Origin of the sequence: Streptomyces sp. NPDC002580, assembly GCF_042889485.1 — a bacterium.
GTDB lineage: Bacteria > Actinomycetota > Actinomycetes > Streptomycetales > Streptomycetaceae > Streptomyces.
The window spans coordinates 313177-339468 of record NZ_JBIAQZ010000011.1 but is presented as its reverse complement, the minus strand read 5'-3'; the positions used below and the strand labels follow the sequence as shown (position 1 = coordinate 339468).

At 70.8% G+C, this 26292-nt stretch carries 22 protein-coding genes and 1 riboswitch; of the genes, 9 read left to right on the top strand and 13 right to left on the bottom strand.

What is annotated here, in order from left to right; all coding sequences use genetic code 11:
- Window positions 1-48 precede the first annotated feature (48 nt).
- Window positions 49-1125: a serine hydrolase domain-containing protein gene (locus ACFYW7_RS31480; RefSeq protein WP_389508550.1), complete on the top strand. Its 1077-nt coding sequence runs from the start codon at window positions 49-51 to the stop codon at window positions 1123-1125.
- Window positions 1126-1234: 109 nt separating this feature from the next.
- Here the strand turns inward: ACFYW7_RS31480 and ACFYW7_RS31475 are convergent, their stop codons facing one another.
- Window positions 1235-2941, bottom strand: a complete 1707-nt coding sequence (locus tag ACFYW7_RS31475; protein ID WP_389508548.1) for a glycerol-3-phosphate dehydrogenase/oxidase — start codon at window positions 2939-2941, stop codon at window positions 1235-1237.
- Window positions 2942-3212: 271 nt separating this feature from the next.
- On the opposite strand from ACFYW7_RS31475, the gene ACFYW7_RS31470 reads away from it, so the two are divergent.
- On the top strand, window positions 3213-4418 hold the full coding sequence (locus ACFYW7_RS31470; RefSeq protein WP_389508546.1) for a nucleotide sugar dehydrogenase: 1206 nt from the start codon (window positions 3213-3215) through the stop codon (window positions 4416-4418).
- Window positions 4419-4569: 151 nt separating this feature from the next.
- The gene (locus ACFYW7_RS31465) at window positions 4570-5136 is read left to right on the top strand and encodes a hypothetical protein (RefSeq protein WP_389508544.1); all 567 of its coding nucleotides are present in this window, start codon (window positions 4570-4572) and stop codon (window positions 5134-5136) included.
- Window positions 5137-5209: 73 nt separating this feature from the next.
- Here the strand turns inward: ACFYW7_RS31465 and ACFYW7_RS31460 are convergent, their stop codons facing one another.
- From ACFYW7_RS31460 to ACFYW7_RS31445, 4 genes are all read right to left on the bottom strand, one after another.
- A complete protein-coding gene (locus tag ACFYW7_RS31460; RefSeq protein ID WP_389508542.1) occupies window positions 5210-6334 on the bottom strand; it encodes a GuaB3 family IMP dehydrogenase-related protein in 1125 nt (374 codons plus the stop codon).
- A 158-nt stretch (window positions 6335-6492) separates the two neighbouring features.
- On the bottom strand, window positions 6493-8001 hold the full coding sequence (guaB, locus tag ACFYW7_RS31455) for an IMP dehydrogenase (RefSeq protein ID WP_389508540.1): 1509 nt from the start codon (window positions 7999-8001) through the stop codon (window positions 6493-6495).
- 498 nt (window positions 8002-8499) lie between these two features.
- Window positions 8500-9075, bottom strand: coding sequence for a sigma-70 family RNA polymerase sigma factor (locus ACFYW7_RS31450; RefSeq protein WP_389508538.1), 576 nt, complete (start codon window positions 9073-9075; stop codon window positions 8500-8502).
- Between the two features lie 268 nt (window positions 9076-9343).
- Window positions 9344-9955, bottom strand: a complete 612-nt coding sequence (locus ACFYW7_RS31445; protein ID WP_003948568.1) for a response regulator transcription factor — start codon at window positions 9953-9955, stop codon at window positions 9344-9346.
- Window positions 9956-10344: 389 nt separating this feature from the next.
- Between ACFYW7_RS31445 and ACFYW7_RS31440 the strand changes: the two genes are divergently transcribed.
- Complete coding sequence (locus ACFYW7_RS31440; RefSeq protein WP_389508536.1) at window positions 10345-10674, top strand: WhiB family transcriptional regulator; 330 nt, start codon at window positions 10345-10347, stop codon at window positions 10672-10674.
- 222 nt (window positions 10675-10896) lie between these two features.
- Here the strand turns inward: ACFYW7_RS31440 and ACFYW7_RS31435 are convergent, their stop codons facing one another.
- Window positions 10897-11793, bottom strand: coding sequence for a LysR family transcriptional regulator (locus ACFYW7_RS31435; protein ID WP_389508534.1), 897 nt, complete (start codon window positions 11791-11793; stop codon window positions 10897-10899).
- Between the two features lie 79 nt (window positions 11794-11872).
- On the opposite strand from ACFYW7_RS31435, the gene ACFYW7_RS31430 reads away from it, so the two are divergent.
- From ACFYW7_RS31430 to ACFYW7_RS31415, 4 genes are all read left to right on the top strand, one after another.
- Window positions 11873-12541: an MOSC domain-containing protein gene (locus tag ACFYW7_RS31430; RefSeq protein ID WP_389508532.1), complete on the top strand. Its 669-nt coding sequence runs from the start codon at window positions 11873-11875 to the stop codon at window positions 12539-12541.
- Between the two features lie 107 nt (window positions 12542-12648).
- A complete protein-coding gene (locus tag ACFYW7_RS31425; protein ID WP_389508529.1) occupies window positions 12649-13422 on the top strand; it encodes an SDR family NAD(P)-dependent oxidoreductase in 774 nt (257 codons plus the stop codon).
- A 191-nt stretch (window positions 13423-13613) separates the two neighbouring features.
- Window positions 13614-14321, top strand: coding sequence for an ester cyclase (locus ACFYW7_RS31420; RefSeq protein ID WP_389508527.1), 708 nt, complete (start codon window positions 13614-13616; stop codon window positions 14319-14321).
- Between the two features lie 315 nt (window positions 14322-14636).
- Window positions 14637-14744, bottom strand: a riboswitch (SAM riboswitch).
- A gap of 171 nt (window positions 14745-14915) precedes the next feature.
- Complete coding sequence (locus ACFYW7_RS31415; protein ID WP_389508525.1) at window positions 14916-15431, top strand: DUF3293 domain-containing protein; 516 nt, start codon at window positions 14916-14918, stop codon at window positions 15429-15431.
- A gap of 1005 nt (window positions 15432-16436) precedes the next feature.
- On the opposite strand, the gene ACFYW7_RS31410 is transcribed toward ACFYW7_RS31415, so the two are convergent.
- The 6 genes from ACFYW7_RS31410 to ACFYW7_RS31385 form a co-directional block, all read right to left on the bottom strand.
- Window positions 16437-17081, bottom strand: a complete 645-nt coding sequence (locus ACFYW7_RS31410) for a hypothetical protein (protein WP_389508523.1) — start codon at window positions 17079-17081, stop codon at window positions 16437-16439.
- 137 nt (window positions 17082-17218) lie between these two features.
- Window positions 17219-18010: a hypothetical protein gene (locus tag ACFYW7_RS31405; protein WP_389508521.1), complete on the bottom strand. Its 792-nt coding sequence runs from the start codon at window positions 18008-18010 to the stop codon at window positions 17219-17221.
- A 652-nt stretch (window positions 18011-18662) separates the two neighbouring features.
- Entirely contained in the window at window positions 18663-20294 is a 1632-nt protein-coding gene (gene groL, locus ACFYW7_RS31400) for a chaperonin GroEL (RefSeq protein WP_389508519.1), read from the bottom strand.
- Window positions 20295-20453: 159 nt separating this feature from the next.
- A complete protein-coding gene (groES, locus tag ACFYW7_RS31395; protein WP_266761820.1) occupies window positions 20454-20762 on the bottom strand; it encodes a co-chaperone GroES in 309 nt (102 codons plus the stop codon).
- A 302-nt stretch (window positions 20763-21064) separates the two neighbouring features.
- Window positions 21065-21817 (bottom strand): polysaccharide deacetylase family protein, encoded by a 753-nt coding sequence (locus ACFYW7_RS31390; RefSeq protein ID WP_389508517.1) that lies wholly within the window; start codon window positions 21815-21817, stop codon window positions 21065-21067.
- A gap of 80 nt (window positions 21818-21897) precedes the next feature.
- Window positions 21898-22785: a polysaccharide deacetylase family protein gene (locus tag ACFYW7_RS31385; RefSeq protein ID WP_389508516.1), complete on the bottom strand. Its 888-nt coding sequence runs from the start codon at window positions 22783-22785 to the stop codon at window positions 21898-21900.
- A 156-nt stretch (window positions 22786-22941) separates the two neighbouring features.
- On the opposite strand from ACFYW7_RS31385, the gene ACFYW7_RS31380 reads away from it, so the two are divergent.
- The gene (locus tag ACFYW7_RS31380; RefSeq protein WP_389508514.1) at window positions 22942-24135 is read left to right on the top strand and encodes a methyltransferase domain-containing protein; all 1194 of its coding nucleotides are present in this window, start codon (window positions 22942-22944) and stop codon (window positions 24133-24135) included.
- On the opposite strand, the gene ACFYW7_RS31375 is transcribed toward ACFYW7_RS31380, so the two are convergent.
- A complete protein-coding gene (locus tag ACFYW7_RS31375) occupies window positions 24113-26158 on the bottom strand; it encodes a cell wall-binding repeat-containing protein (RefSeq protein WP_389508512.1) in 2046 nt (681 codons plus the stop codon). The two genes, ACFYW7_RS31380 and ACFYW7_RS31375, sit on opposite strands and share 23 nt — an antisense overlap.
- Window positions 26159-26292: the final 134 nt, after the last annotated feature.

Here is a 26292-nt window from a genome sequence, read left to right as displayed (position 1 = left end):
GCACAGAAACGTGCCCCATGATGGGCCGCGACACGGAAGGACCCGCCCATGCCACAGCCCCGGACACCTCGGACACTCCTGTCCATATCCGTGTCCATCGCGCTCGTCGGCATGGCCCAAATCGGTCTGCCGGCAAGAACCCTGGCCGCCTCCCAGGGCCCTGTCACCCCGGCCTCGGACACCGCGCTGGCCCGCCTCACGACCCGTGGCGGTGCTCCGGCCGCCGCCCTGCTGGCCGACGAGGAGTCCGGGACACGCTTCACGAGCGCCGGATACGGAATCTCCCGCTCCGACCATTTCCGGGCCGGGAGCATCACCAAGTCGTTCATCGCGACGGTCGTCCTGCAACTCGCCGCCGAACACCGGCTGTCCCTGTCCGACTCCGTCGAGGACCACCTGCCCGGCCTGGTGCGCGGCGCGGGCCACGACGGCCGCCGCATCACACTGCGCGCCCTGCTCCAGCACACCAGCGGGCTCCAGGACTTCACCGCGGTCACCCGGGGGGCCGTCCCCGTGACCCCGCTTCAAGCCGTGCGCACGGCGCTCACCCTCCCCCCTGCCGACCTCGGCCGTTTCACCTACTCCAACACCAACTACGTGGTCCTCGGCATGGTCGTCGAGCAGGTCACCGGCCACTCGTACGCCACCGAGGCCGAGCGCCGCGTCATCACCCCTCTCCGTCTGACCGGCACCTCCTTCCCCGGTGCCCGGGCATCGCTTCCCGCGCCGCACGGACGCGCCTACGCGCCCGACGGCTCCGACGTCACCGAACTCGACCCGCGCGTGGCCGGCGCGGCGGGTGAGCTGGTGAGCACGCTGGCCGATCTGGACCGCTTCTACGCGGCCCTGCTCGGCGGCCGGCTGCTGCCCCCGCGCCAACTGCGCGAGATGCTCGACACCCGTGCCGCACACGGCTCGTACGGCATGGGCCTGTTCCCGGTGAAACTGCCGTGCGGGACCACGGTGTGGGGGCACAACGGCCGTATCTCCGGCAGCTACGTGCGCAGCGCGGCCACCCTCGACGGTCGCCGTGTCCTCACCTTCCGGGTGAACACGGACAGGGTCACGGATCCGGCACTCGAACCGGCCCTGCTCGCCGCCGAGTTCTGTCCCCGCACCCCGTAGAACGACTGGGCCGCGAGCGAAGATCCCAGCTCACAGCACTCGTTCGAGTGAGTTTCGAGTGAGCGCGAGCGGGTCGGCGGGGACGGACCCGACGAGCGGGAACCGGCGGTCAGAACGGCACGATGTCCGGCGCCCCGAGCCGTGCCGCGTCCGCCGTCAGGTCGTCCGGCTGGCGCTGGGACTCGCGCTCGGCCTCGACCCGCTTCTCGTAGTGCTCCACCTCGCGCTCGATCTGGTCCTTGTCCCAGCCGAGGACCGGCGCCACCAGCTCCGCCGCCTCCCGGGCGCTGCGGGTGCCCCGGTCGAAGGTCTCGATGGAGATGCGGGTGCGCCGGGTCAGGATGTCGTCCAGGTGCCGGGCGCCCTCGTGGGAGGCCGCGTAGACGATCTCGGCCCGGAGGTAGTCCTCGGCGGCCGGCAGCGGCCGGCCGAGGGACGGATCCGCCGCGATGAGGTCGAGGAGCTCCTCGGCGAGGGCCCCGTACCGGTTCAACAGGTGCTCCACACGCGCGACATGGATGCCGGTGCGCGCCGCGATCCGCGCTCGCGCGTTCCACAGCGCCCGGTACCCCTCGGCGCCGAGCAGCGGGATGTCCTCGGTGACGCACTCGGCGACCCGCTGGTCGAGACCGTGCACCGCCTCGTCCACCGCGTCCTTGGCCATCACCCGGTAGGTCGTGTACTTGCCGCCGGCCACGACCACGAGTCCGGGCACCGGGTGGGCCACGGTGTGCTCACGCGACAGCTTGCTGGTGGCGTCCGACTCCCCGGCCAGCAGCGGCCGCAGCCCCGCGTACACCCCCTCGACGTCGTCGCGGGTGAGCGGGACGGAGAGCGCCGAGTTCACGTGCTCCAGCAGGTAGTCGATGTCCGCGCTGGACGCGGCCGGGTGGGCCTTGTCGAGGTCCCAGTCGGTGTCGGTGGTGCCGATGATCCAGTGGCGGCCCCACGGGATCACGAACAGCACGGACTTCTCGGTGCGCAGGATCAGGCCCGTGGAGGAGTGGATCCGGTCCTTCGGCACGACCAGGTGGATGCCCTTGGACGCGCGGACGTGGAACTGGCCCCGCTCCCCGACCATGGCCTGGGTGTCGTCGGTCCACACGCCCGTGGCGTTGACGATCTGGCGGGCACGGATCCTGTACTCGCCACCGCCCTCGACATCACGCACCGTGGCCCCGACCACCCGCTCGCCCTCGCGCAGGAACCCGGTGACCCGCGCGCGGTTGGCGACCTTCGCGCCGTACGCCGCCGCGGTGCGCACCAGCGTCGCCACGTACCGGGCGTCGTCCATCTGCGCGTCGTAGTACTGAAGGGCGCCGACCAGCGCGTCCCGCTTCAAGGCCGGTGCGACGCGCAGTGCGTGGCGACGGGTCAGATGACGGTGGGAGGGCAGTCCGCGCCCGTGGCCGCGGGCCATCGACATGGCGTCGTACAGCGCGACGCCGGAGCCCGCGTACAGCCGCTCCCAGCCCTTGTGCTGGAGGGGGTAGAGAAAGGGGACGGGCTTCACCAGGTGCGGGGCGAGCCGTTCGAGCAGCAGGCCGCGCTCCTTCAGCGCCTCCCGGACGAGCGCGAAGTCGAGCATCTCCAGATAGCGCAGGCCGCCGTGGATCAGCTTGCTGGATCTGCTCGACGTGCCCGATGCCCAGTCACGCGCCTCGACCAGCCCGGTGGACAGTCCACGTGTCACGGCGTCCAGCGCGGTGCCCGCGCCGACCACGCCCGCGCCCACGACCAGCACGTCCAGCTCACGCTCGGCCATCTCCGCAAGTGACTCGGCGCGCTCCGCCGGCCCCAGTGTCGCTGTCCTCACCACTGCCTCCCGCTGTTGGTCGCGCCCGGCCGCGCCTGTCCGGCGACGCCCGGCTCACATCCCCCTTGCCCAAAGTCTGACCGCCTTGCCCCTCATCGGCCACCGTCCGCCCACGGCCTGTGGACAACTCTCGGCGACGCGCAAGGATTCTTGATCGACAATCCAGCAAATCGGTCATATTTACTCCTAGTCTGACATTGCTCTCGCCCGTCCTGTCCACAGGGCTTGCGCACCTGTCCCGCTTCGGTTACTGGGAAGGACGGCCCACTCCATGCCCGCAGACCTCGCCGTCATCGGACTCGGTCATCTCGGCCTGCCCCTGGCCCAGGCCGCCGTCGCCGCCGGTATCTCCACCCTCGGCTACAAAACAGGGCCGGAAGGCGGCTCCCTCACCCCCGCGGAACTGCGCCGGATGCTCGCGGGGGGCTTCCGGCCGACCACCAACCCGGTCGAGCTGGGCCGGGTACGCACCGCCGTCATCTGCGCCCCGACCCCGCGGGGCGCGGACGGCACCCTGGACCTCGGCCAGGTCGAGGCGGCCGCCCGCACCCTGGCGGCGCGGCTGCGCCCGCACACCACGGTGATCCTGGAGTCCGCCGTGCACCCCGGCACCACCGAGGGATTCCTGCGACCGCTCCTCGAACAGGGCTCCGGACTGCGCGCCGGACGCGACTTCCACCTCGCCTATTCGCCCAGCCGGGTCGACCCGGGCAACCGTGACTTCACCCCCGCGAACACGCCGAAGGTCATCGGCGGCCTGACCCCCGCGTGCACCGAGTCGGCCGCCGCCTTCTACGGGCGGCTCACCGACAAGGTCGTCCGCGCGCGCGGGCCCCGCGAGGCGGAGACCGTGCAGGTCCTGGAGACCAACTTCCGGCACGTCAACATCGCACTCGTCAACGAGATGGCCGTGCTCTGCGACGACCTGGGCGTGGATCTCTGGGACGTCATCCGCTGCGCGGAGACCAAGCCGTTCGGTTTCGAGTCGTTCCGGCCCGGACCGGGAGTGGGCGGCCCCGCGATCGCCCAGGACCTCGGCGGCTCGGGGCGCCCCCTGCGGATGGTCGAACTGGCCCGGCAGGTCAACAACCACATGCCCCAGTACGTCATCCAGCGCGCAGCCACACTGCTCAACGAGCACGGCAAGTCCGCCCGCGCCGCGCGCGTGCTCCTCCTCGGCGTCACCTACAAGGCGGACATCGCCGACCAACAGGGCGCCCCCGCCCACGAGATCGCCGTACGCCTGATGGAACTCGGCGCGTCCGTCAGCTATCACGACCCGTACGTCCCCGCCTGGAGCGTCCTCGGACGGCCCGTGCCGCGGGCGGACTCCCTCTACGAGGCCGCGGCCCACGCCGACCTGACGATCCTGCTCCAGCAGCACCGCACGTACGACCTGCAAGGACTGTCCGTGAAGGCCCAACTCCTCCTGGACACCAGGGGAGCGACCCCGACCGGGGCGGCACACCGGCTCTGACCTGGCGAAACCCCCTCCCGGACGGGCAATCCGGCCTGCTAGTGTGCGGCAACTCTCGTACGCGTGTGCGCCCCTTTCCCAGGTGCCCTCAGCCGTACGCGACAGTTCACGCGCGCTCCACGGGTGCGCCCGCGTCCCTGGGGGGAACCACATGAGTCAGTCGACGCCGCCGTCCGGTCCACCGGTCGACGACACCCTGGCCGCGCCCGACGCCCCGGCGCCCAGCGACCGGCCGCCCATACCCCGGCGGGCCTTCGCTCAGAGCGCGCCCCGGGCGGGCTTCCGGGGCGCGCCCGTCGCCCCGGCCGCCCCGGCGCGCGGCGACTTCGCGCTCGGTCTCGCCGCCGCCGTAGGTGCCGGCCTGGTCTCCGCCGTCCTGTACGCCATCGTCATCGGCCTGACCAAACACGAGTTCGTCTACGCCGCGATCGGGGTCGGCATCCTTGTAGGCATCGCCACGGGCCGCGTCGGCGGCCGCAGCGAGACCCTGCCGGTCGTCAGCGTCATCGTCGCCGTCGCGGCGACCTACCTCGGCCAGCTGGCCGGCAAGGCCATGCTCATCGCCAAGGAGGTCGGCGTCGGCTTCGACGAGGTCTTCTTCGACCACATCGACGTGGCTCAGGCGGCCTGGAAGGCCGATGCCCGCCTGAGTACCTTCGTCTTCTTCGGGTTCGCGGCGTACATGGCCTTCCAGTGCGCGCGCACGGCCACGCGCTGACGGAACGGGCCAACGGCCGAAGGGCCCGCCCACCGAGTGGTGGGCGGGCCCTTCGGCCGTACAGACCTGCGGGTCAGCGCTTGTGCTGCGCGTCCGCGACCGTCACCTCGACGCGCTGGAACTCCTTGAGCTCGCTGTAGCCGGTGGTGGCCATCGCGCGGCGGAGGGCACCGAAGATGTTCATCGAGCCGTCCGGGATGTGCGACGGGCCGGTGAGGATCTCCTCGATGGTGCCGACGGTGCCGAGGTCGACCTTCTTGCCGCGCGGCAGCTCCTCGTTCACCGCCTCCATGCCCCAGTGGTTGCCACGGCCGGGCGCGTCGGTGGCGCGCGCGAGCGGGGAGCCCATCATCACGGAGTCCGCGCCGCAGGCGATCGCCTTCGGGAGGTCGCCGGACCAGCCGACACCGCCGTCGGCGATGACGTGCACGTACCGGCCGCCGGACTCGTCCATGTAGTCGCGGCGGGCCGCGGCGACGTCCGCGACCGCGGTGGCCATCGGGACCTGGATGCCCAGCACGTTGCGCGTGGTGTGCGCGGCGCCGCCGCCGAAACCGACGAGGACACCGGCGGCGCCGGTGCGCATCAGGTGCAGGGCCGCGGTGTACGTGGCGCAGCCGCCGACGATCACCGGGACGTCCAGTTCGTAGATGAACTGCTTCAGGTTCAGCGGCTCGGCGGCACCGGAGACGTGCTCGGCCGAGACCGTCGTACCGCGGATGACGAAGATGTCCACGCCCGCGTCGACGACGGCCTTGGAGAACTGTGCCGTGCGCTGCGGGGACAGGGCGGCGGCGGTGACGACGCCGGCGTCGCGCACCTCCTTGATGCGCTGCCCGATCAGCTCCTCCTTGATGGGAGCCGCGTAGATCTCCTGGAGGCGGCGGGTCGCGGTCTCCGGGTCCAGCCCGGCGATCTCGTCGAGCAGCGGCTGCGGGTCGTCGTACCGCGTCCAGAGCCCTTCCAGGTTCAGGACGCCCAGGCCGCCCAGCTCGCCGATACGGATCGCGGTGGCCGGGGAGACGACCGAGTCCATCGGGGCGGCCAGGAAGGGCAGCTCGAAGCGGTACGCGTCGATCTGCCAGGCGATCGAGACCTCCTTCGGGTCCCGCGTACGGCGGCTCGGGACGACGGCGATGTCGTCGAAGGCGTACGCCCGGCGGCCGCGCTTGCCGCGCCCGATCTCGATCTCAGTCACGTTGTGGCCTTTCCGTCTTCGTTTCTGCGCCTCCCAGTATCCCCGACGCCCACGACAAGGGCGGCCCCGGAACCTCCGGGACCGCCCTTGTCGGTTGCTTCACGCACGCGTGTGACGTCTTTTCACGTGTACGGGTGACCGCTTGTCCGTACGGGTGACTACTTGAGGCGGCTGTAGTTCGGCGCCTCGACCGTCATCTGGATGTCGTGCGGGTGGCTCTCCTTGAGACCCGCCGAGGTGATCCGGACGAACCGGCCGCGGTCCTGGAGCTCGGGCACGGTGCGGCCGCCGACGTAGAACATCGACTGGCGCAGACCGCCGACCAGCTGGTGCACGACCGCGGAGAGCGGGCCGCGGTAGGGCACCTGGCCCTCGATGCCCTCGGGGACGAGCTTCTCGTCGGAGGCGACACCCTCCTGGAAGTAGCGGTCCTTGGAGAAGGAGCGCTGCTCGCCACGGGACTGCATGGCGCCCAGGGAGCCCATGCCGCGGTACGACTTGAACTGCTTGCCGTTGATGAACAGCAGCTCGCCCGGGGACTCCTCGCAGCCCGCGAGCAGCGAGCCGAGCATCACCGTGTCGGCGCCCGCGACCAGGGCCTTCGCGATGTCGCCGGAGTACTGGAGGCCGCCGTCGCCGATGACCGGGACACCGGCCGCCTTGGCGGCGAGCGACGCTTCGTAGATGGCCGTCACCTGCGGTACGCCGATGCCGGCGACGACGCGGGTGGTGCAGATGGAGCCGGGACCGACACCGACCTTGATGCCGTCGACGCCCGCGTCGATGAGCGCCTGCGCGCCGTCACGGGTGGCGATGTTGCCGCCGATGACGTCCACGCCGGAGGAGTTCGACTTGATCTTGGCGACCATGTCGCCGACCAGGCGGGAGTGGCCGTGCGCGGTGTCGACGACGATGAAGTCGACGCCCGCCTCGATCAGCGCCTGGGCGCGCTCGAAGGCGTCGCCGGCGACGCCGACGGCCGCGCCGACCAGCAGGCGTCCCTCGGAGTCCTTGGCGGCGTTCGGGTACTTCTCGGCCTTGACGAAGTCCTTGACCGTGATGAGGCCCTTGAGCACGCCCGCGTCGTCCACCAGCGGAAGCTTCTCGATCTTGTGGCGGCGCAGCAGCTGCATCGCGTCGGCGCCGGAGATGCCTACCTTGCCGGTGACCAGCGGCATCGGCGTCATGACCTCGCGCACCTGGCGCGAACGGTCCGTCTCGAACGCCATGTCGCGGTTGGTGACGATGCCGAGCAGCTTGCCGCCGCCGTCGGTGACCGGCACACCGGAGATGCGGAACTTGGCGCAGATCGCGTCGGCCTCGCCGAGCGTCGCGTCCGGGTGCACGGTGATCGGGTCGGTCACCATGCCGGACTCGGAACGCTTCACCAGGTCGACCTGGTTGGCCTGGTCCTCGATGGACAGGTTGCGGTGCAGAACACCGACGCCGCCCTGACGGGCCATCGCGATCGCCATGCGCGATTCGGTGACCTTGTCCATGGCGGCGGAGAGCAGCGGGATGTTGACCCGCACGTTCTTCGAGATGTGCGAGGCGGTGTCGATCTGGTCGGGCGCCATGTCCGACGAGCCCGGCAGCAGCAGCACGTCGTCGTAGGTCAGCCCGAGTGTCGCGAATTTGGCGGGCACTCCGTCGACGTTGGCAGTCATGACACCTTCCCCAAATGGCCTTGATCGGTGCGGATGTCCATGCTAACGGGAAGCATGGCTCTCTCATTCCACGGTTGCGGATGGTCTGCGGCTTCGTATGTTCGTACGGGACGGCGGTCGTCCGCGTTCAGGCCGGCGCCCGGAGAAGCGCTCCGCGCCCGCTCGGACGGGCCCGGACCCGGACGGGCGGACACCGACCGGCGCCCTGACCCGTGCCCCTGAAGCGGCCCGGAGGCGGCCTGGCCGTACGGTTCGGCGGCGCCGGGGTCCGCCACCTTTTGCCTGCAATTTGCGGAGGAGGCCTCCGGCGCGCGGAGGTGCCGGTCGATCGCGGTGACCGGCATCACCGGAACGTGTCCTGCCCAACGAGACACGGCGGACGTGCCAGCACCCGGACTCGTGGGTCCGCACCGGGACCCCGTGGGTCGCGGCGGGACCGCGCGGTCGCTCAGGACGTGCCGCCCCGGTCGCGGCGTCACCGCGACCGGACCCGGATCCCTACTGCTCCGCCAGTGCCCGCAGCCGGCTCAGCGCCCGGTGCTGGGCCACCCGGACGGCACCCGGTGACATGCCCAGCATCTGACCGGTCTCCTCCGCCGTGAGGCCCACCGCGATGCGCAGAAGGAGCAGCTCGCGCTGGTTCTCGGGGAGGTTGGCCATGAGCTTCTTGGCCCATTCGGCGTCGCTGCTGAGCAGCGCGCGCTCCTCCGGACCGAGGGAGTCGTCGGGCCGCTCCGGCATCTCGTCGGAGGGAACGGCCGTGGACCCCGGATGACGCATCGCGGCACGCTGCAGGTCGGCGACCTTGTGCGCGGCGATCGCGAAGACGAACGCCTCGAAGGGACGCCCGGTGTCCTTGTAGCGCGGCAGCGCGAGGAGCACCCCGACGCAGACCTCCTGCGCCAGGTCCTCCACGAAGTGCCGCGCGTCGCCCGGAAGCCGGGACAGCCGGGACCGGCAGTAACGCAGCGCGAGCGGATGTACGTGGGCGAGCAGGTCGTGGGTGGCCTGCTGATCGCCGTCGACCGCGCGATGGACGAGCGCACCGATCCCCGTCGTCTCGTCTTCACGCATCGGTCCATGGTGCCTTGGCGTCTTCCTGTCCGTGGCACCGCGTCCATAGTTGTGCACCGAAGCGTTATGAGCAGGTGCGCCGGAACTCATCTCCTGCGCCCTCCCCTTTCGCTCGACCGACTTGTCCCCAAGGAACTCCACACCTCAAGGATGCGGCATCCGCCGGGAAACGGGGATCGGACACCGGAGAGGCACTCTCCGAGGACCCGGCCCTGCCCGCCGTACGGCGGGCAGGGACTACTTCCGTCATACCCGCGAGGCGGCTCACCTAGCGGACCAGACCCCACCGGAATCCGAGCGCGACCGCGTGCGCCCGGTCCGAGGCGCCGAGCTTCTTGAAGAGCCGCCGGGCGTGGGTCTTGACCGTGTCCTCCGAGAGGAACAGCTCACGTCCGATCTCCGCGTTCGAACGGCCGTGGCTCATCCCCTCGAGCACCTGGATCTCACGCGCGGTGAGCGTGGGCGCCGCGCCCATCTCCGCCGAACGCAGTCTGCGCGGCGCGAGCCGCCAGGTGGGGTCGGCGAGCGCCTGGGTCACGGTGGCGCGCAGCTCCGCCCGTGAGGCGTCCTTGTGCAGATAGCCTCGGGCGCCGGCGGCGACGGCGAGTGCCACACCGTCCAGGTCCTCGGCGACGGTGAGCATGATGATGCGCGCACCGGGGTCGGCGGACAGCAGCCGCCTCACCGTCTCGACGCCGCCCAATCCGGGCATGCGTACGTCCATCAGAATCAAATCCGAACGGTCGGCTCCCCAGCGGCGGAGGACTTCCTCGCCGTTGGCCGCCGTCGTCACGCGCTCGACACCGGGCACGGTCGCGACCGCACGGCGGAGCGCCTCTCGGGCAAGCGGGGAGTCGTCGCAGACGAGGACGGATGTCATGACCGTCCTCCGCAGCTGATGCGCGTCACCTTGAGCCTCCAGGCTGTTACGAATCGTCACCTGTGCGGTCCACACTCGCCGACGGATATGGCCGTCTGTCCGAGCGCTTGTTCCTTCAACCGCTTCAGCCAACTCAACGATGGTCACTCGAAAGAGTTACGGGGCAGTCGGCCGTCATCGGCACTGTACGTGAGGGCGCGGACACGAAGCAGACATGCGCGCCGACCCTCAACGTTTCATCACAACCGATGCCCCATTTAGCCTGTTTTCTTCCCATTTGCTGGTGTCTGAGGCTAGATTCGCAATGAGTCATATTTTCATCTCCTTAGATCGTAGATGTACGGTCGGTGGGCACAGAGCAGCCCAGAACGGCAACAAGGGGACACGCAATGGCAGATTTCTCCCGCCTTCCCGGTCCGAACGCGGACCTCTGGGACTGGCAGCTCCTCGCGGCCTGCCGTGGGGTCGACAGCTCACTCTTCTTTCACCCGGAGGGCGAGCGTGGTGCGGCACGGAGCGCTCGCGAGAACTCGGCCAAAGAGGTCTGCATGCGGTGCCCGGTACGCGCGGAATGCGCGGCGCACGCGCTGGCGGTGCGCGAACCGTACGGCGTGTGGGGCGGACTGACCGAGGACGAGCGCGAAGAGCTCATGGGACGGGCACGCAACCGGCTGGTCTCGGCATCGGCCACGGGAAGCGGTCCCGCTTCGAACAATTGAAGGAACGTTTCTTCGCGGTAGTAGCCCAGAACCGCTTACGGGACGGCCCAGTAGAGGACGGCCGCGTAGAGAACGGCCGCGTACGGGATCGGGACGGCCGCGTACGGACAGCGGCCCAGGGGAGAGACGGCCGGCCACGGACGGGACGGTCACGTGCGGGGCGGCGGGCCGGCGACAGGGGCGGACCCATCGCGTAGGCACGTGTCCCGTGGAGACAGGGGTCTAGCGGGCCGCCGCCCGCGCCAGCCGGTCCAGTGTCGCGGCCACCGCCGGCACCTCGGCGAGGTCGGGGAGGGTGAGAGCGACGATCTCGCGGCGCACGGCGGGCTCCACCGTCACGGTGCGCGCCCCCTTCGGACGTACGGACTCGATCGCGAGTTCCGGCAGCACGGCGACACCCAGTCCCGCGCCCACGAGCCCGACCACCGCCGGATAGTCGTCGGTGGCGAAGTCGATGCGCGGCTCGAAGCCGGCCACGCGGCAGACCTCGACGAGCTGACCGCGGCAGCGCGGGCAGCCGGCGATCCAGGCCTCACCGGCGAACTCGCCGATCGCCACGGCCTCCGCTCCGGCCAGCCGGTGCCCCTCGGGCACCAGGCCGACGAGACGGTCCATCAGCAACGGCCGTACGACGAGGTCGTCCCACTCCTCCACACCGGGCGCGCCCTCGTACCGGAACGCGAGCGCGATGTCGCAGTCGCCGGCCCGCAGTTTCTCGACGGACTCGGGCGGTTCGGCCTCCTCCAGGGAGACGCGGGTGCCGGGGTGGGCGGCGCGCAGCGAGGCGAGTGCCGTGGGGACGAGCGTGGAGCTGCCGCTGGGGAAGGACACCAGCCGGACGCGGCCCGCGCGCAGACCGGCGATCGCGGCGACCTCCTCCTCGGCCGCCGTGAGTCCGGCCAGGATGGTCGTCGCGTGCTTGACCAGAGCCTCACCTGCCTGGGTGAGGCGCATCTCGCGTCCCGTCCGGACGAGCAGCGGGGTGCCCACGGACGACTCCAGGGCCTTCATCTGCTGGCTGACGGCGGGCTGGGTACAGCCCAGTTCGCGGCCCGCCGCCGAGAAGGACCCGGTGGTGGCCACGGCACGCAGGACTCGGAGATGACGGGCCTCGATCACCCTTCGAGCATAAGCGAGTCTTGGATGCCGAGGCGAATAACGCATCGACGCTTTGGGCGCTATCGCCTAGCTTGGTGCCATGAAGCTTCTGTCGCTGAACGTCGGCCGGGCGCGGCCCGTCGCCTACACGGACCAGCCGGAGGGCGTGACCGGTATCGACAAGCGGCCGGTCGACGGGCCGGTGCGCGTGACGGCACCGGGACCCAAGGGGACCGGCGGGAGCGGGCTCGCCGGGGACACGATCTGCCACCTGCGCCATCACGGGGGTGACGACCAGGCGGTGTACGCGGTCGCGCGCGAGGACCTCGACGACTGGGAGCGCGAGCTGGGCCGGGTCCTGCCGAACGGCGTGTTCGGCGAGAACCTGACGACGCTCGGGCTCGACGTGTCCGGCGCGCTGATCGGCGAGCGCTGGCGGATCGGTGCCGAGGTCGTCCTGGAGGTCACCTGCGGGCGCATCCCCTGCCGTACCTTCCAGGGACATCTCGGCGAGAGGGGCTGGGTGAAGCGGTTCACGGAGCGGGGCGCGCCCGGCGCTTACCTGCGGGTGATCGAGCCCGGTGAGATCCATTCCGGGGACCCGGTGGAGATCGTGCACCGGCCCGGCCACGACGTCACCGTCGCCGTGCAGTTCCGCGCCTCGACGACCGAACGGCGGTCGCTGCCGAGACTGCTGGCGGCGGGCGACGCGCTGCATCCCGAATCGCTGGCGGCGGCTCGGGAGTACGTGGCGAAGTACGGCGGATAGAGGTCGCCCCCGGCCCGGCCTGACGGGGTGCCGAGAACTCCCGGACGCGGTCCGGTCCGGTCCGGCGCCGGGCGGCGGGGGCTCGAGCCGGTCACTAACCTTGCGCCATGACTACGGCTCTGATTACGGGATCGACCGCGGGGATCGGTGCCGCCTTCGCGCGGCGGCTGGCGGCGGACGGGCACAACCTCGTGCTGGTGGCGCGGGACACGAAGCGTCTGCGGGAGCAGGCGACCGAGCTGCACGACCGGCACGGCATCGAGGCGGAGGTGCTCACGGCGGACCTGTCGACGGACGCGGGCATCGAAGCGGTGGCCGCCCGGCTCTCCGACCGCAGGAACCCGGTCGATCTGCTGGTGAACAACGCCGGCTTCGGCAACAAGGGCCGCTATCTGGACGTGTCGATGGCGGACGAGCTGATGATGCTCAAGGTGCACTGCGAGGCCGTGCTCCGGCTGACCTCGGCGGCGGCGGAGGCCATGCGGGAGCGCGGCCGGGGCGGCGTCGTCAACGTCGCGTCGGTGGCCGCGTTCGTGCCGCGGGGCACGTACGGGGCGTCGAAGGCCTGGGTCGTGCAGTTCACGCAGGGCGCGGCGAAGGATCTGGCGGGCACCGGCGTCCGGCTGATGGCGCTGGCTCCCGGTTTCGTGCGCACCGAGTTCCACGAGCGGGCCGGCATGGGCACGGACAACATCCCGAACTGGATGTGGCTCGACGCCGACAAGCTGGTCGCGACCGCGCTCGCCGATCTGGCACGCGGCCGGACCCTGTCCGTTCCGGACCCCCGCTACAAGGTGCTGATGGGCGTGGTGAAGGTGACTCCGCGCGCCCTGCTGGGCGGCATCACGTCGAAGACCGGACGGAAGTACGGCCCCCAGTAGGAGCGTTCGCGCGGGTCGGACGGCGGTGCTCGCGCGGCCCCCGGCAGGGATCCGCGCGGCTCCCCTCAGGTACTCACGCGTCGGGTACGCGCACGTCAGGGCATTCGCGCGGGTCGTGCGGTGGGTGGTGTCGCCTCTCCGGTGGGACGATTGGAGGTGATGCGACCGGACCAGTGGCCGGAGGCGACGCCATGACTTTCGTACAGCTGATCGACTGCAGGACCAGTCGGTTCGACGAGATGAACCAGCTGATGGACACATGGGTCGAGAAGACCAAGGGGCGAAGGACCGCGACGCACAGCGTCATCGGCATGGACCGCTCCGACAAGAACCACTTCGTGGAGATGGTGGAGTTCCCGTCGTACGAAGAGGCGATGCGGAACTCGAGCCTTCCGGAGACCGAGCAGATCTTCCAGGAGATGGTGGCTCTCTGCGACGAGATGCCCACGTTCACGGATCTCGAGGTGGTACGAGAGGACCAGCTCCACGCGGCGAACATCCGGAGGTTCTTCGAGACGATCGCCGCCCCGGGTGAGCTGGCGCCGTTCAACGACCTGATGGCGGAGAGCTATCACGACCACGATCCCGCCAACGAGCAGGACACCATCGGGCTCGACGCGATGCGCCGCGAGATGGCCATGTGGCGCGGCGCCTTCGACTTCGCGTTCACCGTCGAGGACCAGATGACGGAAGGCGACCGTGTCTGCACCCGGTGGACCTGGAACGGCACGCACACCGGCGACTTCATGGGGATCCCGGCCTCCGGGAAGCAGGTCTCCATGACCGGCACGACCGTCTTCCGGTGCGGGGAGGACGGAAAGATCGCCGAGGGCTGGTGGCAGTACGACCGGCTGGGGCTGATGGCCGGCCTCGGAGCGCTGGACGCGCTGGCGGACTGACCCACCGGCTCCCACGGACCCGCGAGGGGCGGAGCCCCTGGTCCCGGTTTCCGGGGCCGGGGGCTTTTCCGGGCTTGCGGCCCGCTTCGGCGGCCACGGCGTGGGCGTGCCGTCCGATGCCGGGCATGCCGTCACAGCCGCCGGAGCCCGAGTCCGTGTCATCGGCCTCGTCCGTCTCGTCCTCGTCGTCCGGGGGCACCACGTCCTGCCGCTCGAACGGGAGGTCCTCGCGGCCCGCCTCGGTATCGGGGATACGGGCATGTCAGCCGCCTTCCGGAGTCCGATGACCCCGGTGACGCGCTGCCGCGCCCTGGTGATCTGCGCTTCCCGCGCACGTCGCGCGGGCCGGCCGCCACCAGGGGCGTCCCGCACCCGGGTGTGATGCCGTCCAGCGGAACAGGGTTGACGCCTGATCACATGACCGAGCCGGAAGCCAACACCCGCACCGGTCTTCCGCGAGATCTTCACAAACCCTTGCCGCCAAGGTCGCGATCATGAAATCTTGCGGCCTGGCGGCTCCGGTCGATCCCGGCCGGGGCGAGCACCGATCTCCCTGCACGGTCCGTAAGGGGGTCTTCGTTCCGAGGAGGCCTTGTGCACCCCAGCGAAACAGCCGTCACGCCCCGCAACTGGGACCTGTACCGGACCGCGGTCGTCGACATCCGGTTCCGGGACCGGATCGTTCGCGTCGAACCGCGCCCCCCGGGCACGGCCGGGGGCTCCTTCCCCGAACCGGCCGGCGGCGCCACCATCCATGTGATCACCGCGTGGAACCCCCTCGGCCGTGACGCGTCCCCCGAGGCCAACGCCGGCGCCCACCGCCTGCTGCGCGCCGAGGTCCGCGGCCGTGGTCTCACCTGGTGGCCCGCGGTGGGCGGCGACGTGTCCGGGACACACCGCGAGGAGAGCCTCGCCATCGCCGGTCTGAGCGACACCGCCGCGCGCGACCTGGGCCGCCGCTTCGGACAGGACGCGGTCTTCGCCTGGGCTCCGGACGCGTGGCACGTCCTGGCGTGCGACACCGACGCCGCCGCGGTGAGCGGCTGGGCGGCCGCCGAGAGGGCCGCTCTCCAGGTGCGGACAGGCGTCGAGGCAGGGGGAGTCGAGTGATGGGCATGTAACCGATGCGCACGCCGGACCACTGTCCGCACTGCGGCAGGCGCCTCGACGGTCCACCGGCCGAGCGGGTCAGGGCCGACGACTTCCCGGCCGAGGTGACCTACGCGACCGATCCGGTGTGCGGTGCCCGCCGGCGCGTCCGGGACAGGACGTCACCCCCGCGCCGCCTGGCCCGCCCGTATGCGGAGGGCCCGGGCTGACGTCCCGCCGCGCCGGGATGCGGCGGCCGGCTTCCCCCGGCTTCCCGTGGGGCGGACGTACCGCCCCCGCCCGACATCCCCGCACCCGCACCCGGATGCGACCCGGACGACACCTCCGCCCCAGCACTGGACCCCGGGCCCCGCCTCACCGGCACCCGGGAGTGCGAAGGCCGCCACGGACACCCCCATACTCTTCCGGCCGACCGGCGACGAGACGCTCTGCCCGCGCTGCACGGGCTGAACCACATGACCCACGGCGCCCGCGGGATGGGAATCGCGCGGACTCCCGGCCACAGTGGACTTGCCCGATCGAAGGATGTCGTGGCGGGGAGGGAAGGCCGATGGCGGAACCCGGTCCGTTCGAGCCGGAGACCGCCGTCGTGGGGCAGCCGAAGCGTTCACGGTGGCGCAGGTACACGGGGCCCGACCTGGTCGTGTCCGCCGCGAACGGGGTCCCGCTCGCCCATGGCAAATCACGGAGACCGATCCGGACGGGGCCCGACGCCGGAGATTTTCGGCCGGGTCACCGTCGAGCCGGCCGCGAACGCCGTCATCCACGGTCGGGTGCCCGGCCGGGACGCCGAACTGCGCCTCACCCAGCTCGACGGCACCGGCCATCTCCGGGTCGAGGTCAGTGACGCACGAGGGGAGCGAGCCCCTCCCGCGCACGGACGGCGAGCGCGGTCTCGTCCTCGTGGCGGCGTTCGCCGAGGACCGGGGTGTCGCTCCTCGGCCCGGCGCGCCCGTGTGGGCATCGGGGGTCACGGCCGTAAAGAGCCGCCCGTCACGGAACGTCCTACTTGACGAACCTGCCGTCGCCCACGACGACATGCGGTCGGCTGTTGATCGCGTCCTGCGCCCATTCCAGGATGGAGACCTCGACCGTGATCGTGCCGGCCCGGCTCACGTCCTCCGTCACGTCGTACACCTTGCCGGTCCGCAGCGTGAGGCTCCTGAGCGTGGATCCGTCGCTTCGCGTGATCCTGACCGACGCCACGTAGCCGGGCAAGGTCTCCTTGTCGAGCCCGACCTTCGCCTCGAAACCGGTCAGGCCGGTGGGAACGTTGAAGGAGAGGGGTTTCACCACCTTGTTGAAGACCCCGGGCGAGAACACGATGCTCTTCGGGTGCGGAACGTCACCGAGCGCCATGGCGTCCTCCCTCTCGTTGTTCCCGTATCCGCCGATGGGCCCGTCATCGGTCAGGTACCGCACCTTCACGTCCGTCAGTGCTTCGGCCGACGGCCCTTCAGCGTCGCCGCCGGGATCGGCGGGAGCCGTGGCTCCCCCGTCGCCCCCGTCGCCCGTGTCGCCCGTGTCACCCGTGTCACCCGTGCCGTCCGAAGCGGAATCGCCGGGGCCCGGCCGCGCCGAGGACGGGTCCGCGGGAGACTCCGGCGTCCGGGACTCCTCCGGAGCCTCGGGGCAGGCGGCGGCGTCCACGCACACCTTGCCGTCCCGTCCGGCATGTTGATCGATGTTGTTGGTGTCCCCACATCCCGCGACCGCGGGTACCAACACACACAGGAGAACGGACCCACAGACCGCTCTTCTCCAGGTTCGCATGTCCCCTGCCTCGGTCATCTGCGGACGACCGGGGCGCCCACTGCCCCGTGGGCCCCGCCGAGCCCCCCGTCGAAGGAAATCCTCAGCAGCCCGACCTTCGAGACGTCGAAGCCCCTGAGGGCGTAACTCCTGCCGTATTCGAGCGTCTCTGAGTACAGGACCTTCCCCGTGCCCTGGTCGACCAGGTTCACCTTCAGCGTCTCCGTCCTGTCGGTGCCCGGGGAATCCGCGGCGATCCCGAACGTCGCGTCGAATTTCGCGTACTTGCCCGCCAGCTTCATCTGGAAGTAGCCGCTCTCGTTCTCCCCGCAGGCGATCGTGCACTCGATGACGAATGCGGTACGGAAGGACTTCGCTCCGACGACCACGTCGTCGGAGCTCCATGAGGTGCACGTGCCCATCACGCAGCCGTCCGCGGAATCCCGGACACCGTCCGGGAGGTTCCCACCCGACAACTCGACGCTGACTGGAGCGACTTCGCCTTCCACCGAACCGGCTTCCCCCTCCTCACGGCCCGCGCCACCGTCCGCACCGTCACCGCTCGGCCCGTCACCGCTCGGCCCGTCGCCGGAGTCCGCGCCGCCCTCGTCGGTGCCGCCTCGCTCCCCCGAACTCCCGGCGGACGCGTCCGACTCTGGCGCGGAGGAACTCCCGGCCGACGGGTCGTCCGAGGCGTCCGAGTCGTCATTCCCGGAGCAAGTGGACCCCTGGACGCAGGCGTTGGCATCGCCGTCCGCCTTCTGATTGATCGTGGTGTCCTTGCACGAGGCGACCGCGAGCACGGACAGCGCCACGAGCGCCGACACGCGGACCACACTTCGCCATCCCCGCATGATTCCCATTGCCTAGCATTTCGACTGGACGCAGACCGTGCCGTCTCTGCCGGTCTTCTGGTCCACGCTGGTGCTGTCCGACTTCATGAGACCAGTGATGACCGCAGCGATGATCACAGCCAGAGCCCCGACAACACCGACAATGATCTTGATCTTGTGATCATTGGTCCACCCCGCCATACGCCCAACCTTCCTATGACAAATGAAGGTTGATGGTGACACAGAGGCACGGGTGATCACTGCGGAATACCGGACACATGCGGTCCTGTGGCCCGCTCGTTACAGGACCGGTCAAAACGGTGCGCGACCGCTCCGTCGGCACGGCTTCCGCCCATGCCTCGCTCTCCACCGACGAATGGCGGTACGCGAGGCGGAGTTCGCCGAGGCCAGGGACTGGGTGATCGGCACCTCGCCGCCCGGCAGAACCTCGCGCTGTTCCTCCAGGAGTACCGACGCGTCCGATGTCACCCGCCGCCCGACGGACCGACCCCCGAGGTCCTCAAGACAGCACTTCGCCCCGCCGCGATGCGGCGGGGCGAAGTGGTCGGGCCCGGGTCGGCCGTCGGTGTCACCCGGGAGGGGTGCCGGCGGCTGACGTGCGGCCCGTGGGAGTTCCCGGACTGCGTCAGTGCGAGTGGCCGTGGCCGCCGTGGCTGTGACCGGCGTCGCCCTCGTCCTCGGCCGGCTTCTCGACGACCAGGGTCTCGGTCGTGAGGAGCAGGGAGGCGATGGAGGCGGCGTTCTCCAGGGCGGAGCGGGTGACCTTGACCGGGTCGATGACGCCGGCCTTGACCAGGTCGCCGTACTCGCCGGTCGCGGCGTTGAAGCCCTGGCCCTTGTCGAGCTCGGCGACCTTGGAGGTGATGACGTAACCCTCCAGGCCGGCGTTCTCGGCGATCCAGCGCAGCGGCTCGACGGCGGCCTTGCGGACGACCGCGACACCCGTGGCCTCGTCGCCGGTCTTGCCGAGGTTGCCCTCGAGGACCTTCACGGCGTGGACGAGCGCGGAGCCACCACCGGAGACGATGCCCTCCTCGACCGCGGCGCGGGTCGCGGAGATGGCGTCCTCCAGACGGTGCTTCTTCTCCTTGAGCTCCACCTCGGTGGCGGCGCCGACCTTGATCACGCACACGCCGCCGGCCAGCTTCGCGAGGCGCTCCTGGAGCTTCTCGCGGTCCCAGTCGGAGTCGGTGTTCTCGATCTCGGCCTTGATCTGGTTGACGCGGCCGACGACCTCGTCGGAGCTGCCGGCACCGTCGACGATGGTGGTGTCGTCCTTGGTGACGGTCACGCGGCGGGCGCTGCCCAGCACGTCCAGGCCGACCTGGTCGAGCTTGAGGCCGACCTCCTCGGCGATGACCTGACCACCGGTGAGGGTGGCGATGTCGCCGAGCATGGCCTTGCGGCGGTCACCGAAGCCGGGGGCCTTCACGGCGACGGCGTTGAACGTGCCGCGGATCTTGTTCACGACCAGGGTCGACAGGGCTTCGCCCTCGACGTCCTCGGCGATGATCAGGAGCGGCTTGGAGGCGTTCGCCTGGATGACCTTCTCCAGCAGCGGCAGCAGGTCCTGGATGGAGCTGATCTTGCCCTGGTGGATGAGGATGTACGGGTCGTCGAGGACGGCCTCCATACGCTCCTGGTCGGACACCATGTACGGGGACAGGTAGCCCTTGTCGAAGGCCATGCCCTCGGTGAAGTCCAGCTCCAGACCGAAGGTGTTGGACTCCTCGACGGTGATGACACCGTCCTTGCCGACCTTGTCCATCGCCTCGGCGATGAGCTCGCCGACCTGGCTGTCCTGGGCGGAGAGCCCGGCCACGGCCGCGATGTCGGACTTGTCGTCGATCGGGCGGGCCGTCGCGAGGAGCTCGTCGCACACGGCCTTGACCGCGGCGTCGATGCCCTTCTTCAGGAGGGCGGGCGACGCGCCGGCCGCGACGTTGCGCAGGCCTTCGCGTACGAGCGCCTGGGCCAGCACGGTGGCGGTGGTCGTACCGTCACCCGCGATGTCGTTGGTCTTGGTCGCCACCTCCTTCACCAGCTGGGCGCCGAGGTTCTCGTACGGGTCGTCGAGCTCGACCTCACGGGCGATGGTCACACCGTCGTTGGTGATGGTGGGGGCGCCGAACTTCTTGTCGATGACGACGTTGCGGCCCTTGGGACCGATCGTCACCTTCACCGTGTCGGCAAGCTTGTTGACGCCGCGCTCAAGGGCGCGACGGGCGTCCTCGTCGAACTTCAGGATCTTCGCCATGGGAGCGGTTCAGCCCTCTCGGAAAACTCGGGAGATAAAACGAACGGCGCCCCCAGCGCCCGGTTCATCGAAAGTAGCGGGGGCCAGGGGCGCAGTTCACTGCAATGCTCGGTGCGGGGTTGTCCGGGGAATGACCCCGAACTCCCTATACCGGGTGAATTACTTCTCGATGATCGCGAGCACGTCGCGAGCGGAGAGGACGAGGTACTCCTCGCCGTTGTACTTCACCTCGGTGCCGCCGTACTTGCTGTAGAGGACGATGTCGCCGACGGCGACGTCGAGCTCGACACGCTTGCCGTCCTCGATGCGGCCCGGGCCCACGGCCAGGACGACGCCCTCCTGGGGCTTCTCCTTGGCGGTGTCCGGGATGACCAGGCCAGAGGCCGTGGTCTGCTCGGCGTCGAGCGGCTGGACCACAATGCGGTCCTCGAGCGGCTTGATGGCAACCTTGGAGCTGGTGGTCGTCACGATCCGACCTCCCCCTTCGGAGATCTCACGGGGTTAACTGTCTGGGGTGGCGACCAGGTGGATCCGTCGTCGCGGGTGCCGGACCTGCCTGTCGCTGTTGGCACTCTCCAGGGGGGAGTGCCAGACCTGAGACTATGACCGCGATTAGCACTCGGTCAAGCGGAGTGCCAAAGGCGTCGGCGTGGCGTGGGACGGAAACGTGCCGGAAGGGTGCCCGACCGCACCGGCCCGGCGCCCCCGGAAGCCTCCGGCGGGACCTGGGTCCCGCCGTCGCGGGGCAGGCGGGAAGGTGACCACAGGGCCTAGAGGTAGTTCTCCAGCCGGGCCGGGGTGAGTCCCTCCGCCTGGATGCGCCGGAGCAGCCGGACCGTGGCGTCCGCGAGGTCGGGTTCGCCGAATCCGCGCAGGATGTCGCCCGGCCTGAGCGGGCGCGCGTCCACCGCCCGGCCGAGGACGACGGCGGTGACCCCGCAGTCGGCGGCGGCGCGCAGGGTGGTGCCGTCGTATCTGCCGTAGGGGGGACGCAGCAGCCGGGGCCGCACGCCGAAGCGCTGCCGGAGCTTGTCCTGCTGTCCGCAGATCTCGGCGCGCTGGCCGACGTAGGGCAGGCCGCGCAGGGCGGCGTGGTCGAGGGTGTGGTTCTGGATCGCCGCGCCGACCGCCCGCAGCCGGGCGAGGTGTCCGTACCCCGGCCCGACGACCCGGTCGGTGAGGAACACGCTGACCGGCAGCCGCAGTTCGCGGACCAGGTCGAGGAACCGCGGATCGCGCTCCGCCCCGTCGTCGTAGGTCAGGAAGACCACCTTGTCGCGGGTGCGCACGTGGTCCACGACGGAGGGCAACCCCGGGCCCGCGGTGCGCGCGGTGGTCCGGGCGGGCACCTCGGGCGGCGCGGCCAGCGGGGCGGCCAGGCCCCAGCGGCGGTACGCCGGCTCCTGCGGACGCACCCGCTGGGCCGCCTTCTTGCCGAGCCGTTCGATGGGGTCGACGGACTGGGCGCAGCCGCTGAGCAGCACCGCCGCGAGCAGCCCGGCGACCGGCACGCGCGCTCTCACCGCCGCCGCCCCCCACCCCCGCCGCGCCACCCCGGCCGTGGCCCTGCCCTCGGCCCCGGTCCCGGCCCTGCTCCCGGCCCTCACAGGTAGTCCTCCAGGCGCGCGACCGCGTATCCCTTGCCCGTAACCGTCCGCAGGAAGCGGCGGATCATGTCGGTCATGGTGCCCTTCCAGTCCTCGCGGCCCCGGAAGTGGGTGAGGACGATGTCGCCGGGGTGCAGGTCCCGGTCCTCCTCGCGGTACTCCCAGTGGTCGACGAAGACCTCCTCGTTCCAGATGGGCGCGTACTCGATGCCGCAGGACTTGGCGGCGCGCAGGGTGTCCTGGTCGTAGTTGCCGTAGGGCGGGCGGAAGAGGGTCGGGCGCTTGCCGAACTGTCTCTTCATCACCGCCTGCATGCCGCAGATCTCGTGCTTCTGCCGCGCGTAGGAGAGCGCCGGCAGATAGGGGTGGTGCAGCGTGTGGTTGTTGAGGGTGATGCCGCGGTCGCGCATCCTCCGGAAGTACCCGTAGTCGTCGTCGACCAGGTAGTCGCTGAGGAAGGCGGTGTACGGGATCTTCAGATCGCTCATCATCCGCAGGAACGCGGGGTCCTTCTCCTCGCCGTCGTCGATGGTGAGGAAGACGACCTTGTCCTTCGTGGGGACGGTCGTGAAGACCGGCGGCAGCCCCAGCTCCTTCTGGCCGTCCACCTCGAATCCCTTGCGGGCCTTGATCACCGGCTTGTCGGCGGGCGGCGGCGGGGGCGTCAGCGGCACCTCGGCCAGTCCCCAGCGCCTGGCGGCGGCGACACGACGGGCCTGCGCGGCGCGCAGCCGGGTGGCGTACGCGTCGAGGGCGCGGGCCGGCGGCGCCTGGAGCCCGGCCCGCCGGCCGTGGGCCGGCCTGGCGGCGTCGGCACCGGAGCCCGAAGCGGTACCCGAGCCGGTCTCGGCGCAGCCGGAGACGAGGAGGCCGAGGGCGATCATGCCCACTCCCCAGCGCGCACCGGCCCCGTTTGCGCCGCTTTTATCATTTTGTCGTACGGGTCCCATGGGGCCGGATCCTCCCAGGTCACCGCCCCGCGGCGGCCCCGACACCGCCTCCTGAAGCACACCGTCCACCGACTGGCCCACAATGGCCGGGTGAACGACGTCTCCTTCGCCCCCCTCCTCACCGCCGAGGGCCGCGCCCTGCTCGAAGAGGTCCGCGACACCGAACCGGCACGGGAACTGGCCGTCGCCACCCGGCTGCGCCGCGAGCACCCCGCCGAACTCGTCTCGGCGGCCCTCGGACAGGCGCGGCTGCGGCAGCGGGCGGCGGTGAAGTTCGGGGCCGAGGACGCCGGGCGGATGTTCTTCACGCCGAACGGGGTCGAGCAGTCCACCCGGACGAGCGTCGCGGCGTACCGCGCCGAGCGGCTGCGCTCGCTGGGAATCCGCTCCGTCGCCGACCTGTGCTGCGGCATCGGCGGCGACGCCATCGCGCTGGCCCGCGCCGGGATCCGCGTCCTCGCCGTCGACCGTGATCCGCTCACGGCCGCCGCCGCCCGCGCGAACGCCGACGCGCTCGGACTCACGGACCTGATCGAGGTGCGCGAGACGGACGTCACCGAGGTGGACACCTCTTCGTACGACGCGGTGTTCGTGGACCCGGCGCGCCGCGGCGGCCGCGGCCGGATCTTCGACCCGGAGGCGTACTCGCCGCCGCTTTCCTGGGCGGTCGGGGCGGCCGCGCAGGCTCCCGTCGCCGCGCTGAAGATCGCTCCCGGCATCCCGCACGAGGCGGTCCCCGCCGAGGCGGAGGCCGAGTGGATCTCGGACGGCGGAGACGTGAAGGAGGCCGTCCTGTGGTTCGGCACCGAGCCGGGCCTGGTGCGCGCCACCCTGCTGCCGGGCCCGCGCGAACTGCGCGGACGCGGACTGCCCGATCCGGCGGTGCGGGCGGTCGGGCGCTATCTGTACGAGCCGGACGGCGCAGCCATCCGCGCCCACCTCGTCGCCGAGGTGGCCGAGGAACTGGACGGCGGGCTCGTCGACGAGACGATCGCCTACATCACCGCGGACGAACTGCGGCCCACGCCGTACGCCACCGCGTACGAGATCACCGATCGGCTGCCCTTCAACCTGAAGAAGCTGAAGGCGCTGCTGCGCGAGCGGGAGGTCGGTGTCCTGACCGTGAAGAAGCGCGGGTCGGCCGTCGAACCGGAGGAGCTGCGGCGGAAGGTGAAGCCGCAGGGGCCCAACTCCGCGACCGTGTTCCTGACCCGGGTGGCGGGCGCCCCGACCATGCTGGTGGGGGCGCCCGCGACACCGCCTACTGGTGGTGGACCGTCTTGAGGGGGGCCAGGTTCGGCTCGGCGCCGACCGGGCCCGACCTCACGGCCTCCGTCGCGGCCTGACCGCCGTCCGCGCGGAGCGTGAAGGCGCTCTGCGGCGAACTCGCGGGCACCTGGCCGTTGTAGTACGGGTGGTACACGAACTGGCTGCTGCTCGCGGCGATCGAGCTGCCCGCCGTGTCCAGCGCGCCCGCCGCGATCGACGCGGTGCCGCCGAAGCCGACCACGGTCTGCGTGCTCGCGGACTCCCGCAGCAGATAGCCCTTGGCCTCGCTCGACAGGGTGTCGCGCGAGGTCCACAGGACGGGTCCGAAGACGTTCATCGCCCCGGCCGCCGACACGCCGCCGCGCCAGCTGTTCGTGTAGGCGAGGGCGGCCATGGTCGGCGCGCTCCACCAGAACTTGGCGACCGCCACGGAGGTGGCCTCGTTGCCGCTCGCCGTGACCGGGTAGTACGAGTACGTCGACGGCCACTTGGAGAGGTACGTGTGCGTCAGCGCGTACTTGGCCGAGGCACCCACCGTGATGATCATGGTGTTGTTCGGGTTCAGGCTGTTGAGGTACGCCTTCACCGAGTCGGTCAGCTTGTTGCCGTCGTTGAGGACGACACCGCCCGCGCTTCCGGTGCCGTCGGCACCGGCCGCGGCGGCCGCCGCGAGCGCCGAGTGGTAGTCGGTGCCGGTGGCCAGGAACACGTACTTCGGCGTGCTGGTCACGGACTTCGCCACGGCGACCGAGGTCGAGTAACGGGACGTCCCCGCCAGCCGCTTCGGCGTGAAGCCGAGCGCGGAGACCTGCGAGGAGACCGAGCTGCTGAGGATGGACGTCCCGCCGATGAGGTAGACGTTCGCACCCGGCTTCAGCACCCGCTTGAGCTCGGCCTTGGCCGCCGAGGACAGCCCGCTCTTCGGGGTCGTCAGCACGGGGCCCTGCTTCTTGCCGGCCAGCGCGGGCGCGGTCAGCGAGTACGCCTCGGAGTCCTGGTTGATCAGCACCGCGGCCTTGGCGTCCATCAGGCCGGGCACGCTCCCGCCGACCGTGTTCCAGGTCCAGCGCGAGGAGGCCGTGTTGGTGGCGTAGGTGTCGGCGCCCCAGACCCGTGCCGTGGAGTTCTTGCGCAGCGGCTGCCAGCTGGGGTTGGAGCCGGAGTTGCCGGCCGGGTCGGCGGGCACCTTGGTCAGCTCACCGGTGGCCAGGTCCACGTACTCGATGGTGTGCACGTCGGAGCTGTCGCCCGAGGTGTGCACGTCGAAGATGATCCGCTTGCCGGTGGGCGACCAGGACGGGTTCGCGTAGCCCCGGGGGCCGGTGGTGACCTGCTGGACGTTCGTGCCGTCCGCGTTCGCCGTGAAGACCTGCGACATCCCGCCGTCGACGTGCCGGACGAACGCCAGCTTGGTGCCGTCCGGTGAGTAGGCGGGCTGCGCGGCGTCGGTCAGCACCCGCTTGACCGTCTTCGCCGTCGAGTCGTAGACCCAGACGCCGTCGTTGTCGTAGCAGCCGTAGTTCTTGCGCCGCTCGAACGCCACGAGCCCGGTCGTGCTCACGGTCGGGTCGGTGTCACAGACGGTGGACGGCTCCTGGGTGGCCGTCAGCAGTGGCTCGGGCGCCCACGAGGCGTCGGAGGGGCCGTAGGCGAGCTGGCCGCCGGTCGAGAAGACGACGTAGCGCCCGCCCCAGCCGAAGGTCAGATCCTCGTACGCGGCGCTGGACCGGACCCCTGTCGCCCAGGGCAGGGTGATCTGCGTGGAACCGCTCGGCCTGATGCTCGAGATCTGGCTCCAGGTGCTGACGAGCCGGCTGCCGTCCGGTGCCCAGGCGGCATCCCACCCCGACTGGTTGGGAACCGGGGTGGCCTTGCCCGTGGCGGGATCGATCAGGAGCGGGCCGTCCACGAGGATCTTGCCCTCGGTGCCCGGCCAGGGCCCGGCTTCGTCGGCGACGGCACCCGGGGCCGTCGCCAGGGTGGCCGCGGTGATGGCCACCGCGGTCGCGAGCGCCGCACCGCCGCGGCGCTTGAACATGCTCAAATTGACCCCCCATGGATCAGAAACGTCGGAATCGCCGCTCACTCGCCGGGCCGGTGCCTCTCCCCCGGAGGCTCACAGTCGCGTCATGGCAGCCGGGTCACTGTAGTTCGTGAAGTGACCAAGGGGAA

Bases quoted from the DNA above. Each gene is read 5' to 3' on its own strand.
- ACFYW7_RS31480 (WP_389508550.1), top strand. From the start codon at position 49: ATGCCACAGCCCCGGACACCTCGGACACTCCTGTCCATATCCGTGTCC.
- ACFYW7_RS31470 (WP_389508546.1), top strand. From the start codon at position 3,213: ATGCCCGCAGACCTCGCCGTCATCGGACTCGGTCATCTCGGCCTGCCC.
- ACFYW7_RS31465 (WP_389508544.1), top strand. From the start codon at position 4,570: ATGAGTCAGTCGACGCCGCCGTCCGGTCCACCGGTCGACGACACCCTG.
- guaB (WP_389508540.1), bottom strand. From the start codon at position 8,001: ATGACTGCCAACGTCGACGGAGTGCCCGCCAAATTCGCGACACTCGGG.
- ACFYW7_RS31450 (WP_389508538.1), bottom strand. From the start codon at position 9,075: ATGCGTGAAGACGAGACGACGGGGATCGGTGCGCTCGTCCATCGCGCG.
- ACFYW7_RS31445 (WP_003948568.1), bottom strand. From the start codon at position 9,955: ATGACATCCGTCCTCGTCTGCGACGACTCCCCGCTTGCCCGAGAGGCG.
- ACFYW7_RS31440 (WP_389508536.1), top strand. From the start codon at position 10,345: ATGGCAGATTTCTCCCGCCTTCCCGGTCCGAACGCGGACCTCTGGGAC.
- ACFYW7_RS31430 (WP_389508532.1), top strand. From the start codon at position 11,873: ATGAAGCTTCTGTCGCTGAACGTCGGCCGGGCGCGGCCCGTCGCCTAC.
- ACFYW7_RS31425 (WP_389508529.1), top strand. From the start codon at position 12,649: ATGACTACGGCTCTGATTACGGGATCGACCGCGGGGATCGGTGCCGCC.
- ACFYW7_RS31420 (WP_389508527.1), top strand. From the start codon at position 13,614: ATGACTTTCGTACAGCTGATCGACTGCAGGACCAGTCGGTTCGACGAG.
- groL (WP_389508519.1), bottom strand. From the start codon at position 20,294: ATGGCGAAGATCCTGAAGTTCGACGAGGACGCCCGTCGCGCCCTTGAG.
- ACFYW7_RS31385 (WP_389508516.1), bottom strand. From the start codon at position 22,785: ATGATCGCCCTCGGCCTCCTCGTCTCCGGCTGCGCCGAGACCGGCTCG.
- ACFYW7_RS31375 (WP_389508512.1), bottom strand. From the start codon at position 26,158: ATGTTCAAGCGCCGCGGCGGTGCGGCGCTCGCGACCGCGGTGGCCATC.